Genomic DNA, 12,874 nt, shown 5'->3' on the forward strand with positions numbered 1-12,874 from the left:
GGGCGGCGACGTCACCCGCCTCGGCGGCCACACGACCGGCAGCCCCTACCCGGGCCGCGGCGGAGACCGCCGCGCGGGAGGCCGAGCTGGAGACGGTGGCGGCGGCCGAGGAGCGGTCGCGGGAGAGCGTCCTGGAGATCTGCGGCGCCGACCCCGCCGACGACCCGGAGGCCGTCCCCGCGCACCAGCGCCGCGCGATGGCCCGGATCGAGGAGCTCACCGGCTTCCTGGAGGGCGGCCGGGCGGCGGGGAGCGAGGTCCTGCTCCGCACCGCCGACCTCGTCGTCGGGACGCCGGCGGGCGCCGGGCTGACCGTCCGCGACGAGGAGTTCGACGCGCTGATCGTCGCGGACGCGGGGACGGTGACCGACGGCGAGTTCCTCATCGGGGCCGTCCGCGCGCGCCGCTGGATCCTCGTGGGGGCGGCCGGGACGCGCCCGCCGGGCTACCGCGAGTACGCGGGCTCGCCGGCGGGGCGGCTGGAGCTGAGCCCGTTCGAGCGCGCCGCGACGGCCGCGCCCGGCCTGGCGGGCTAGTCGTCCTCGTCGTCGTCGGGCAGGAACAGGTGGAGCAGCCAGCCGACGACGCCGACGACGATCGCGCCCCAGAAGGCCGGCCAGAACCCGGTCACGTGGAACGGCAGGTCGAGCCCCTCCGCCAGCTCGCTCGTCAGCCAGAGCAGCAGCGCGTTCACGACGAGCCCGATGAGCCCGAGCGTGACGACGTAGAAGGCGCAGCCGAGGGTCTTGATGAGCGGCTTGAGGACGGCGTTGACCAGCCCGAAGATGACGGCGACCGCGACCAGCGTGAGGATCCGCCGGGAGGTGGTCTGGTCGCCGAGCGTGATGCCGTCGATCAGGACCGTGGCGACCCACAGGGCGACCGCGGTGGCGCCGACCTTGAGAAGTATTCGCACGCCACGCATCATGCTGGCCGGGACACGGCCATGTCATCCCACTGCGAGACCATCCGGGCGGACGCTCCCGTCATCACCGCGGATGACCCGTCCGGCGGCGTCCTACTCGGCGCGGTCGAAGAACGGGGAGGTGGCGGCGGCCTGGGAGCGGGCGTCGGACCGCCGGCCCGCCACGGGGGCGCCCTGCACGGCGGGCTCGCGGGGAGCGGCGTCCCGGCGGGGCGCGCTCCTCTGCCGCACGCGGGCCAGTTCGCGCTCCAGGCGGCGCTTCTCCATCTCCAGCGTGGTCAGCGACTCCTCGTGCTCCTCCCGCAGGTCGCGCAGGTCGCGGCGAGTGCGGATGCGGCGGGCGGCGCCCTTGAAGGTGAACGCCATGCCGCTGAGGAAGACGAGGGCCACTGCCGCGCCGGAGAGGAACACCTGCCATTCGCTCTCCAGGCCCGGGACGGCCTGGCCGAAGACGACGAGGTCCGCAGGGCCGGTGTTGTCGATGACGACACCGGCGCCGACCGTGATGGCGGCCGCGACCAGGAGAAAACCGAGGAACACCATGGGCAGATCTCCTCTGCAGTGACTCCGGAGGGGGAACGGAGGGCCCCCACCATGCCAGACCCGAAGACGATCATGTCGGTTTCGCCGGATAAATCCTGCTCAGAGGCTTTCGTCCGAACCGATCGCGCCGGGTTCCGACGTGATCGCGGCGGGTAGTGAGGGGACGTCGCGACGAGATCCGTGGAGGGGCCATGTCCGTGCAGGCCATCGTGTTCGACCTCGACGGCGTCCTGATCGACTCCGAGCCGGTGTGGGAGGAGGTGCGGCGCGGCTACGTCGCCGAGCGCGGCGGCCGGTGGCTCCCCGACACCCAGGACCGGCTCATGGGCATGAGCACCGAGGAGTGGGCCGGCTACATCGCCGCCGACCTCGTCGACGGCGTCACCGCCGAGGAGGTCGCCTACGAGGTGGTCGACCGGATGTCGCAGCGGTACGCGGACGGGCCGCCGCTGCTGCCGGGCGCCGAGGACGCCGTCCGCCGGATGGCGGAATACCGCCCGCTGGGGCTGGCGAGCTCGTCCCCGCGCGCCCTGATCGACCTCGCGCTCGGGCATCTCGGGGTGGACGGCCTGTTCCTCGCCACCGTGTCGACCGAGGAGGTCGAGAGGGGCAAGCCCGCCCCGGACGGCTACCTCACCGTCGCGGCGCGGATGGAGGTCGCGGCGCGCGACTGCGTCGCGGTCGAGGACTCCGGCAACGGGCTGAGGTCGGCGCACGCGGCGGGGATGGCCGTGATCGCGGTTCCGCGTCCGGCGCACCCGCCGGCGGCCGACGCGCTCGCCCTGGCCGCGCACGTCGCGGGCGGTCTGGACGAGCTGACCCCCGAGCTCGCCGAGGCCGTCGTCCACAGGTGAAGGTTCGGGGGACGGGTGTCCGCGGCGGTTCATAGTATGGCCCGGTGACTTCCCCTGAGACCCCGGAGACCCTCGACACCCTGCGGCGCGTGTTCGGCTACGACGCGTTCCGGGACGGCCAGCGGGAGATCATCGAGCATGTGGTCGCCGGCGGGGACGCCCTCGTCCTGATGCCGACGGGCGGCGGCAAATCGTTGTGCTACCAGATCCCGGCGCTCGTCCGGAAGGGCACCGGCGTCGTCGTCTCCCCCCTCATCGCCCTCATGCAGGACCAGGTCGACGCGCTGCGCGCCCTGGGCGTCCGCGCGGGCTTCCTCAACTCCACCCAGGACTTCGACGAGCGCCGCGTGGTCGAGGCCCAGTTCACGGCGGGCGAGCTCGACCTGCTGTACCTGGCGCCCGAGCGGCTGAAGCTCGCCGCGACCGTCGAGCTGCTCGACCGGGGCGACGTCTCCCTGTTCGCGATCGACGAGGCGCACTGCGTGTCGCAGTGGGGGCACGACTTCCGCCCCGACTACCTGACGCTGTCCGGCCTGCACGAACGCTGGCCCGACATCCCCCGCATCGCGCTGACCGCGACCGCCACCGAGGCCACCCGCGGCGAGATCGCCTCCCGCCTCCGGCTCGAACAGGCCCGCCACTTCGTGGCGAGCTTCGACCGTCCCAACATCCAGTACCGGATCGAGCCGAAGACCGACGCCAAGCGCCAGCTGCTGCGCCTCCTCCAGAACGAGCACCAGGGCGACGCGGGCATCGTCTACTGCCTGTCCCGCAACTCGGTCGAGAAGCACGCGGCGTTCCTGACCGAGAACGGCATCGAGGCCCTGCCCTACCACGCCGGCCTCGACGCCGGGCTCCGCGCCGCGAACCAGGCGCGCTTCCTCCGCGAGGACGGCCTCGTCATGGTCGCGACCATCGCCTTCGGCATGGGCATCGACAAGCCCGACGTCCGCTTCGTCGCGCACCTCGACCTCCCCAAGTCCGTCGAGGGCTACTACCAGGAGACGGGCCGCGCCGGACGCGACGGCCTCCCGTCCACCGCCTGGCTCGCCTACGGCCTCCAGGACGTCGTCAACCTCCGCAAGATGATCGACGGCGGCGAGGGCGACGCCGCGCACCGCCGCCGCCAGGCCATGCACCTCGACTCCATGCTCGCCCTCTGCGAGACGGTCGAATGCCGCCGCGTCCAGCTGCTGAACTACTTCGGCCAGTCCGGCGAGCCCTGCGGAAACTGCGACACCTGCCTCACGCCGCCCGAGACGTGGGACGCCACCGTCCCCGCCCAGAAGGTCCTGTCGACCGTGGTCCGGCTCGACCGCGAGCGGCGCCAGAAGTTCGGCGCGGGCCACATCGTCGACATCCTCCTCGGCAAGAAGAACGCGAAGGTCATCCAGTTCGACCACGACTCGCTGAAGGTCTTCGGCATCGGGACCGAACTGCGCGACACCGAGTGGCGCGGCGTCGTCCGCCAGCTCCTCGCCCAGGGCCTGATCGCGGTCGAGAGCAACCACGGCACGCTCGTCCTGACCGACGAGAGCGCCGGCGTGCTGCGCGGCGAGCGCAAGGTGATGATGCGCCGCGAGGCCGAACGCCCCGTCGCCAAGGCCGCGAAGACCGCCAAGTCGGCCAAGGCGCAGGTCGAGCTCCCCGCCGAGGCGATGCCGCTCTTCGAGCGCCTCCGCGCCTGGCGCGCCGCGACGGCCAAGGAGCAGGGCGTCCCCGCCTACGTCATCTTCCACGACGCGACCCTCCGCGAGATCGCCACCGCACTCCCCACCTCCCTGGCCGAACTGGGCCGCGTCAACGGCGTGGGCGAGAACAAACTCGCCAAGTACGGCGACCAGGTCCTCGAAACCCTGGCCGCCGAGTAGACCCCGGAGAGCACCAGGCGACACAGCGGCCACACTGCTGTGTCGCCGCCGAGGCAATCGACTTGCCTTTACTCTGTGTTATCAGTTGATTACCATATGCGCATGACACGCATGAACAAGATCGCCTTAGGCGGTGCGCTCACCGTCGCGTCGCTATTCCCCGGCCTCTCCACCACGGCGCACGCCGCCGCTCCGGCGACGTCCCCCGCCAGGCCCGCCTCCACCGAACAGGCCGCGCCCGCCGCGTGGAGCGTGAAGTGGCGGGCCAAGATCTCCGCGAGCTACTTCAACGCCCACGCCCACCGATGGGTGTCCCAGCCCTTCATCGCCAGGGGACGGCTCCAGGGCCGGTTCATCTGCTGGAACAACAGGGACGGCGGAACGATGCGGCTACAGATCATCAGGGAGAACGGGCAGATCCTCCGCGACACCGGCGTCCAGCCCTGCGACTGGCACTGGCATTCCACGGCCTCCCTCAGATTCCAGCGCGCCGGCATCGTCCGCTTCCGCCTCGAAGCCGGACGCCCCGCACACACCACCACGGTCCAAGCCCGTGCCTCCCGCTGACCCGCCCGCGCGGCACCTTCACCCCCGAAGGGGCCCCAAGGGCGTCCGCCAAAGCACCCAAGCCCCCACCCCCCACACCACGTCCCCCTCCCCCACCACCACCCGAACCCGCCCCGGCACCAGCTGGACCTGCGCCGCCCCCAGACGCAGCGCCCCCGGCACGACCTGGACCCGGCTCACCCCCGGCGGAACTCGTCCCCCCACCAGGTGGACCGGTCTCGCCCCAAATCAGACTCGCCCCGGCACCAGTTGGACCTGTATCACCACTAGGTGGAGCGGTCCCAAGACAAGCTGGGCCCGGGTTGCCACCAGCGGGACGCATCCGGAAACCAGACGGACCAGTCCCGCCTCAAGTAAGACCTTCCCCGGCACCAGTTGGACCTGTGCTGCCGCCAGATGGAGCTGTCTCGGCACGGGTCAGGCCCGCCTTGGCACCAGCTGGACCTGTATCGGGACCCGCTGGAGCGGTCCCGGTACCAGTTGGACTTGTCTCGGCATCAGCTCTTCCTGAGCCGACACCCACTGGACACGGGGCGGTACTGGTTGTCCCGTCTTGGCCCTGGTGGCGCGGCCCTCAGGGAGCGTCCTCGGTGGTGGGGTTTGTAGTGGTGAGCTAAGGCGGCTCTGGGGTGGACGGGCGCCGGTTCGTCCGGTGAAGGTTCGGAGCGGGCTTCCGGTTCATGGCTGGGTCGGTGTTGCCGGGCGGGGTTCGGGGAATTCTCAGGGTTCTCCCAGGATTCCGCGTGGGCTTCTGCCAGACGCGTCCGCTTCCATGTCCGGCATGGGAAACAACCGGAAGACGATCGCGGCCGGGGCCGGAGCCGCCGGGCTCCTCGGGCTCGGGCTCTACTTCTCCGTCCCCGCCTTCGCCGACGACCCTTCGCCCGCGCCCTCGCCCAGGGCCCACGAGGGCCACGGCCACCCTGGAAAGGGGCATCCGCTGCGCCGGGCGCGTGCGCTGCGCGGCGTCCACGGTGAGGCCACCGTCAAGGGCAAGGACGGGTTCCACCTCGCCACCTGGCAGCGCGGCAAGATCACGGCCGTCTCGGCGACGGGGGTGACCGTCCGCAGTGAGGACGGCGTCTCCTGGACGTGGACGGCCGACGGCAAGACCCACGTGCGCAAGAACGGTGCGAAGGCGTCCCTCCAGGGCCTGACCGGCGGCGACCAGGTGCTCGTCGCGGGAGAGCGCTCCGGCGGCACCCGGACGGCGCGCCTGGTCCGCGTCCCCCAGCACCGCTAGTCCACCGGCGCGGGTAGTTTCGGGCGGGTGAGTCCGATGTGCGGGCGCGAGGCCGGCGCGGGAGCGAGCAGCGGGAGCCGATGAGCGAGACCCGGCGGGTCCTCGTCGTGGACGACGAGGCCAACATCCGTGACCTCGTCGAGGTCGCGCTGCGCTTCCACGGCTTCGCGACCGCCACCGCCGGCACGGGCGAGGAGGCGCTCGGGGCCGTCCGCGAGGCGCGGCCCGACCTCGTCCTGCTGGACGTCATGCTCCCCGACCTGGACGGCTTCGAGGTGTGCCGGCGGCTGCGCGCGGACGGCGACCAGGTCCCGGTGATCTTCCTGACCGCGCGGGACACGCCGTCCGACACCGTCACCGGCCTCACGCTCGGCGGTGACGACTACGTCACCAAGCCCTTCTCGATCGATGCGCTGATCGCCCGGGTGCGGGCCGTCCTGCGCCGGGCGGCCCCACCGGAGCCGTCCGCCGGGCCCGTGCTGCGCGTCGCCGACCTCGAACTCGACGAGGCGCACTGGACGGTGCGGCGCGGCGGCGTGCCCGTCGAGCTGTCCCCGACCGAGTTCCGGCTGCTCGCCTACCTGATGCGCAACGCGGGCATGGTGCTGTCGCGCGCCCAGCTCCTCGACGGCGTGTGGGGCTGGGACCACGGCAACCCGCAGGTCGTCGAGACCTACATCAGCTACCTGCGCCGCAAGCTGGACCCGCTCGGCACCCCGCTCATCCACACCCAGCGCGGGGTGGGTTACGCGCTGCGGCCATGACGCTCAACGCCCGGCTCCTCACCGGCCTGCTCGCGGTCACCTCCGCCGGGCTGGCGATCATGGGCCTGGTCAGCGCGCTCGTCCTGAACGGGTACCTGATGCACCGCGTGGACGGCCAGCTCCAGGCCACCCGCGACCGCGCCGTGACCCGGCTCCTGCGCCCCGGCCTGCCCGAGCAGGGCGTCGCCCCCGCGCAGTTCGTCGTGCTGGCCGTCGGCCCGGCGGGGCGGGTCCGCGTCCTGAGCGGCGACGACCCCGCGCCGGAGCAGGCCGTCCGCGAGGTGCAGCGGCTGGGACGGGACGAGCTGGCCGCCCGCGCGCGCGGAATGGAACCGTTCTCCCTTCCCGGGCTGCGCGCGGTGGCGCGCCCCTGGGGGAAGGGCGTCGTCGTCGTGGCGGCCCCCCTCACCGAGATCCACGCGGCCGTCCGCAACCTCGTGCTGTCCGAGGTCGCGACGGCCGCCCTGCTGCTCGCCGTCCTGCTCGTGCTCGGCCGGTGGCTCATCCGGCGCGGCCTGCTGCCGCTGGACCGGATGGCCGCCACGGCGCACGCCATCACCGCGGGCGGCGACCTGCGCGCCCGCATGCCCGGCCCCGGGCAGCGCACCGAGGCGGCCCGCCTCGCGTCCGCCATCAACGTGATGCTGGAGCGGATCGAGCAGGCGTTCTGGGCGCGCAGCCGCTCGGAGGCCCGCGTCCGCGAGTTCGCGGCGGACGCGTCCCACGAGCTGCGCACGCCGCTCACGGCCGTCCAGGGCTACGCGGAGCTCTACCGGCACGGCGCGCTCGGGCCGGACGAGCTGCCCGACGCGATGCGCCGCATCGAGGAGGAGGCCCGCCGGATGAACAGCCTCGTCACCGACCTCCTCGAACTCGCCCGTCTCGACCGCGAGGCGTCCCTGCACCCCGTCCGCACCGATCTCGTCGCCCTCGCCCGGGACGCCGTGGCCGACGCGACCGCGGCCTCGCCCGACCGTCCCATCGTGCTGGACGCCCCTGACACTCTGGCCGCGACCGTCGACGAGGCCCGCATCCGCCAGGTCTTCGCCAACCTCCTGGCCAACGTGCGGGCCCACACGCCCCCCGGAACGCCCGCGACCGTCCGCCTGGCGCCGGGCCTGATCGAGGTGGCGGACGAGGGCCCGGGCATGGCCCCGGAGGACGCCGCCCGCGCCTTCGAACGCTTCCACCGGGGCACGCAGGGCGGCACCGGCCTCGGCCTTCCCATCGTCGCCGCCATCGCCGCCGCCCACGGCGGGCGGGCCGAGCTGCTGTCCGAACCGTCCAAGGGGACGATCGTCCGCATCACGCTCGATTCCCACTGAGCGGGACATCCCGGTGCCGCCGGTGGCGCCGTCCTGCACAGTCCGAAGGTCGGCTCCCCGAACCGAAGGAACCGCGGCATGGCGGGCTGGAGTCATCGGTACGCGCGCGTCAACGGCCTGGACGTCCACTACGTGGAGCAGGGCGAGGGGCCGCTCGTCGTCCTCCTGCACGGCTTCCCGCACCTCTGGTTCAGCTGGCGCCACCAGATCGGGCCGATCGCCGACGCGGGTTTCCGCGTCGTCGCGCCCGACATGCGCGGCATGGGGCACACCAGCGGCCCCCGGGACCACCGCGAGTACGACGTCGACCGGATCGTCGGCGACCTCACCGGCCTCCTCGACCACCTCGGCGAGGAGAAGGCCGTGTTCAGCGGACTGGACTTCGGCCTCTTCGCCGCCTACGACCTCGCCCACCACCACCCGGACCGCATCGCCGCGATCATCGCCCTGGAGAACCCGTTCTTCACCCCGAGCCGCGAGTCGCCCCTGACGCTCGCCGCCCGCCAGGCCGAGCGCCACTTCAACCACATCCACTACTTCGCCGAGCCGGGCGTCGCCGACCGCGACCTCGCCGCCGCGCCCCGCGAGTTCCTGCGCAAGGTCTTCTACGCGCTCTCCAGCGACTACCACTACCTCGACGTCTGGCGTCAGCCTCCGGGCACGTCCTATATCGACGCCCTGCCCGAGACGCCGCCGCTCCCGTGGACGTGGCTGACCGAACCGGAACTGGAGTTCTACGTCGACGCCTACAGCCGCAGCGGCTTCACCGGCGGGCTCAACTGGTACCGGGCCATGGACCTTTCCTGGGAGTACCGCAAGTCCTACGGCGACCGGAAGAACCCCGTCCCGTACTACTTCATCGGCAGCGAGCAGGACGCCGACCTCGAGGGCTGGCACGGCGACGATCCCCTGAACAGGCTCGGCGACCACCACGCCGACGTCCGCGGCGTCCGGATGATCAAGCGGGCCGGCCACATGATGCAGATGGAGAGGCCCGCCGAGACCACGGCGGCGATGCTCGGATTCCTCACGGGGAGCGACAGGTGAGCCTTACCGAAGACCGCGTCGTCGTGGTCACCGGCGCCAGCCGCGGGGCCGGGAAGGGCATCGCGCTCGCCCTCGGGGCGACCGGCGCGACGGTGTACGTGACGGGCCGGACGCGGGCCGAGGGCGACGCCGGCCTCCCCGGCACGGTCGCGGCCACGGCCGAGGAGATCGACGCCCGCGGCGGCACCGGCGTGCCGGTGATCTGCGACCACTCCGACGACGCGCAGGTCGCGGACCTGTTCGAGCGGGTGGAGCGCGAGCACGGCAGGCTGGACATCCTCGTCAACAACGCGTTCACGATCCCGGACGGCCTCACCCGCGAAGGGCCGTTCTGGGAGAAGCCGCTGGCGCTTCAGAGCATGTTCGACGTGGGGATGCGCTCCGCCTACGTGGCCGGTTACTACGCCGCCCCGCTGCTGGTCAGGAACAACGCGGGTCTCGTCGTCAACACTTCCTCCTTCGGAGGACGCTGTTACATGCACGGCCCGGCCTACGGGGCCGGAAAGGCCGCCGTCGACAAGATGGCGCACGATATGGCGGTCGACTTCCAGCCCTACGACGTCGCCGTCATCTCGCTGTGGATGGGTCTGCTGAAGACCGAACGGAACAGGGCGCTTTTCGAGGGCGTCCCCGACCGGTACAGGTCGTTCGCCGCGGGCGCGGAGTCTCCCGAGTTCAGCGGACGGGTGATCGACGCGCTCGCGCGGCACCCCGAGTACATGCGCTGGAGCGGGCAGGTCCACATCGGGGCCGAGCTCGGCGCCGAACTGGGCGTGGTGGACGTCGACGGGACCAGCCCCCGCTCCCACCGCGGGCACCTCGGCGACCCGCCCACCTTCAGCCCCACCGTCGTCAAGTAGTCGGCAACGCCTTCGCCAAGGCTTGCCCGCCTGCCGGATGGCAATTCAAGAGACTTTTCTGATTCGACTCGCCGGCCTCTCATGCGAGGCAAAGCATTCTTCATGTCGCCGGACGCCGCGACGAGCCCTTCCGCCCGGCTACGGCGATTAATACGGATACGCCGGAAATGCCCCGCGAAAGGGCCCCTGACCTGGCGCGCAAGCGGCGTTATGATCCGAAACAGGGCCGAGGAGATAACGGTCCCATCCGGGACGTCCGGACGTCCGTTGTCCGCATTCCTGCGTCCATCCCTGTCCGGCCGAGACCGCGCGAGACAAGGCGATGGGACTCCAGCGAGGAGGCACCATGACCCACGTCGAGCAAGAGTCCACCCCGCAGACCCCGCCCGCGATCGCCGATCCCGCGCCCCTGGGCCTGGCGGCCTTCGCCCTGACCACGTTCCTCCTGTCCGTGAAGAACGCCGGATGGACCGACGGCACCGACGCCTGGCTGGGCTACGCCCTCGCCTACGGCGGCGTCATCGAGATCCTGGCCGGCATGTGGGAGTTCCGGAATCGCAACGTGTTCGGCGCGACGGCCTTCTCGTCCTACGGCGGCTTCTGGCTCGGCCTGGGCCTGTACGTCGTCCTGATCGCCGGTGAGGCGACCCCGGCCCAGGAGGCCAACGACCTCGGCTGGATCCTCCTCGCCTTCGCGATCTTCAACACCTACATGATGCTCTGGGCGACCCAGGTCAACCAGGCCGTCCTGGCGGTGTTCGTCTCCCTGGAGGCCACGGAGATCATCCTGTTCATCGGGAACTTCTCCACCAGCGAGACCACGATCAAGATCGGCGGCTACCTCGGCGTCCTCACCGCCGTCTGCGCCTGGTACGCCTCCGCTGCCGGCATCATCAACGGCATGACGGGCCACACCTTCCTTGGCGTCGGCAAGCCCCTCACGGCCCTGACCTCCCGCTCCGGGCCCTACTCGCGCTGACTCCCGGCGGGCGGCCCCGCGCCTCGAACCCCTGCGGGGGGACGGCGCTAGAGTGGCCTTCGTGACCCCCCGTCCGGACGACCTCGCGCGCCTCGTCGGCGACGATGACCGCGACACCGCCGCGCAGCGCCTGCGGGACGCCTACGCCACCGGGCACCTCACGCACGAGGAGATGGACGAGCGCCTGGACCAGGTCCTCACCGCCAGGACCCACGGCGACCTCGCGGTGCCCCTGGCCGCGCTCCCGGACGAGGACACGGGCGCCACGACCACGATCGGCGCCGCCACCGGACGGATCAAGCGCCGGGGCGCCTGGCGCGTACCGCGCTCCCTCAAGGTCGAGTCGGCCTTCGGACGGGTCCGGCTGGACCTGTCCAAGGCGATCATCGAGCATCCGGTCGTCGCCATCGAGCTGCAGGTCGGCACCGGTCAGGCCAAGATCATCGTGCCGCGCGACGCGGTCGTCGACATCGAGGGCCTGCACACCGGGCTGAAGGACGCGCGCTACACGCCCCGCCGTCCCGCCCGGCCCGGCGGCCCCGAGATCCGGATCACCGGCACCATGGGCCTCGGCCGCCTGAAGATCCGCCACGCCCGCCGCTAGCGCGCCCGCGACCTCTCGACCGTCCGTCACACCTTCTCCGCCTGTTCGAGCCGGGGACGGCGGGCGGCGCGTCCCGCCGGGTGGGGGGTGACGGCCCAGACGGCGAGAGCGCAGAGGGCGAGCGTCGCACCGAGGACGGTGGAGCCGATCCAGCCGACGGCGTCGAACAGGGCCGTGGTCGCGGCCGCTCCCAGAGCCGAACCGAGGGAGTAGAAGACCATATAGGCGCCGATGGTCGTGCTGGTGCGGTCGGGGTAGGCGGTCGTGAGCGTGTGCTGGTTGCTCACGTGGACGGCCTGGACGGCGAAGTCGAGCAGGACCACGCCGAGGATCAGCAGCGGCAGTGACCAGGGCAGCTGTCCGATCGCGGCCCAGGAGGCGATCAGGAGCGCGAGCGCGATCCCGGTGACCCGGCGCGCGTGCCCGGCATCGCCCCAGCGCCCGGACCGGGCGGCGCCCAGGGCCCCGGCCAGCCCGGCGACGCCGAAGAGCCCGATCTGCGCCTCGCCGAGATGCCACGGCGCCCCGGCCAGCGGCAGGGCCATGCCGCTCCACAGGGCGCCGAACGACGCGAACAGGAAGAACGCGATCAGCCCGCGGCCGAGGAACACCGGCTGGACGAAGAGCCCGCCGAAGGACCGGAGCACCTGCCCGTATCTCGCCGTCCCGGACCGGACGTCCGCGGGCAGCGCGGTGAGGGCGAGCAGCGCGAGGACTCCCGCGAGGGCCGCCAGGGCCAGGTAGATGCTCCGCCACCCCCACAGGTCCGCGAGGACTCCCGCGACGACGCGCGCACCGAGGATGCCGATCACCACGCCCGAGGTCACGATGCCGAGGTTGCGCCCGCGCTCGCCGGCCGGGGAGAGCGACGCCGTGTACGCGACGGCGGTCTGCACCACCACCGCGAAGACCCCCGCCGCGGCCAGCCCGGAGAACGCCGCCCAGGCGGCCGGGGCGACCGCGGTGATCGCCGTCCCGGCGGCCACCAGGGCGAGGTGCGCGGCGATCAGGCGCCTGCGGTCGAGCATGTCGCCCAACGGCACCAGCAGCACCAGTCCGGCCAGGTAGCCGAGCTGCCCGGCGGCCACGAACCAGCCGAGCGAGTCGACCGGAACGTCCAGATCGCTCCCCATCGCGCCCAGCACCGGCTGCCCGGCGTAGACGCTCGCCACCGCCACCCCGCACACCGCCGCCAGCAGCAGCCTCGTCGTCCAGCGCACCGGCCCACCTCCGATTGGTTTCATTTTGAAACTCTGCGGAGCGTAGGTCAGAATGGTTTCATTACGCAACTC

14 protein-coding genes are annotated in these 12,874 nt (G+C 72.2%); 11 read left to right on the forward strand and 3 right to left on the reverse strand.

Annotated elements, in window-relative coordinates; all coding sequences use genetic code 11:
* Positions 1-536: hypothetical protein (locus tag ABWI04_RS04925; RefSeq protein WP_353831569.1), on the forward strand; the 536-nt coding region annotated here is incomplete at its 5' end.
* Here the strand turns inward: ABWI04_RS04925 and ABWI04_RS04930 are convergent.
* Together ABWI04_RS04930 and ABWI04_RS04935 are read right to left on the reverse strand one after the other, a co-directional pair.
* A complete protein-coding gene (locus ABWI04_RS04930) occupies positions 533-916 on the reverse strand; it encodes a phage holin family protein (RefSeq protein ID WP_345171437.1) in 384 nt (127 codons plus the stop codon). The genes ABWI04_RS04925 and ABWI04_RS04930 overlap by 4 nt on opposite strands.
* 102 nt (positions 917-1,018) lie before the next feature.
* Positions 1,019-1,468, reverse strand: a complete 450-nt coding sequence (locus ABWI04_RS04935) for a hypothetical protein (RefSeq protein ID WP_353831570.1) — start codon at positions 1,466-1,468, stop codon at positions 1,019-1,021.
* A gap of 191 nt (positions 1,469-1,659) precedes the next feature.
* Here ABWI04_RS04935 and ABWI04_RS04940 point away from each other — a divergent pair, with 191 nt between their 5' ends.
* The 10 genes from ABWI04_RS04940 (at position 1,660) to ABWI04_RS04985 (ending at position 11,582) form a co-directional block, all read left to right on the forward strand.
* The gene (locus ABWI04_RS04940; protein WP_353831571.1) at positions 1,660-2,322 is read left to right on the forward strand and encodes an HAD family hydrolase; all 663 of its coding nucleotides are present in this window, start codon (positions 1,660-1,662) and stop codon (positions 2,320-2,322) included.
* A gap of 44 nt (positions 2,323-2,366) precedes the next feature.
* Positions 2,367-4,193, forward strand: coding sequence for a DNA helicase RecQ (gene recQ / locus ABWI04_RS04945; protein WP_353831572.1), 1,827 nt, complete (start codon positions 2,367-2,369; stop codon positions 4,191-4,193).
* Positions 4,194-4,295: 102 nt separating this feature from the next.
* Positions 4,296-4,760 (forward strand): hypothetical protein, encoded by a 465-nt coding sequence (locus tag ABWI04_RS04950; RefSeq protein ID WP_353831573.1) that lies wholly within the window; start codon positions 4,296-4,298, stop codon positions 4,758-4,760.
* Positions 4,761-5,541: 781 nt separating this feature from the next.
* Positions 5,542-6,003 (forward strand): hypothetical protein, encoded by a 462-nt coding sequence (locus ABWI04_RS04955; RefSeq protein ID WP_345171444.1) that lies wholly within the window; start codon positions 5,542-5,544, stop codon positions 6,001-6,003.
* 80 nt (positions 6,004-6,083) lie between these two features.
* Complete coding sequence (locus tag ABWI04_RS04960) at positions 6,084-6,767, forward strand: response regulator transcription factor (RefSeq protein ID WP_345171446.1); 684 nt, start codon at positions 6,084-6,086, stop codon at positions 6,765-6,767.
* Positions 6,764-8,092 carry a sensor histidine kinase gene (locus ABWI04_RS04965; RefSeq protein WP_353831574.1) on the forward strand — a complete coding sequence of 443 codons (1,329 nt, stop codon included), beginning with the start codon at positions 6,764-6,766 and terminating at the stop codon, positions 8,090-8,092. Before ABWI04_RS04960 ends, ABWI04_RS04965 begins: the two co-directional genes overlap by 4 nt.
* Before the next feature lie 78 nt (positions 8,093-8,170).
* Positions 8,171-9,139, forward strand: coding sequence for an alpha/beta hydrolase (locus ABWI04_RS04970; RefSeq protein ID WP_345171450.1), 969 nt, complete (start codon positions 8,171-8,173; stop codon positions 9,137-9,139).
* On the forward strand, positions 9,136-9,999 hold the full coding sequence (locus ABWI04_RS04975) for an SDR family NAD(P)-dependent oxidoreductase (protein ID WP_353831575.1): 864 nt from the start codon (positions 9,136-9,138) through the stop codon (positions 9,997-9,999). Before ABWI04_RS04970 ends, ABWI04_RS04975 begins: the two co-directional genes overlap by 4 nt.
* A gap of 346 nt (positions 10,000-10,345) precedes the next feature.
* The gene (locus tag ABWI04_RS04980) at positions 10,346-10,978 is read left to right on the forward strand and encodes an acetate uptake transporter (protein WP_353831576.1); all 633 of its coding nucleotides are present in this window, start codon (positions 10,346-10,348) and stop codon (positions 10,976-10,978) included.
* Between the two features lie 61 nt (positions 10,979-11,039).
* Positions 11,040-11,582, forward strand: a complete 543-nt coding sequence (locus ABWI04_RS04985; RefSeq protein ID WP_345171456.1) for a DUF1707 SHOCT-like domain-containing protein — start codon at positions 11,040-11,042, stop codon at positions 11,580-11,582.
* A gap of 26 nt (positions 11,583-11,608) precedes the next feature.
* Here the strand turns inward: ABWI04_RS04985 and ABWI04_RS04990 are convergent, their stop codons facing one another.
* Entirely contained in the window at positions 11,609-12,802 is a 1,194-nt protein-coding gene (locus ABWI04_RS04990) for an MFS transporter (RefSeq protein ID WP_345171458.1), read from the reverse strand.
* Between the last annotated feature and the right edge of the window lie 72 nt (positions 12,803-12,874).

It is taken from the genome of Actinomadura sp. NPDC000929 (assembly GCF_040492065.1).
Lineage (GTDB): Bacteria > Actinomycetota > Actinomycetes > Streptosporangiales > Streptosporangiaceae > Spirillospora > Spirillospora verrucosospora.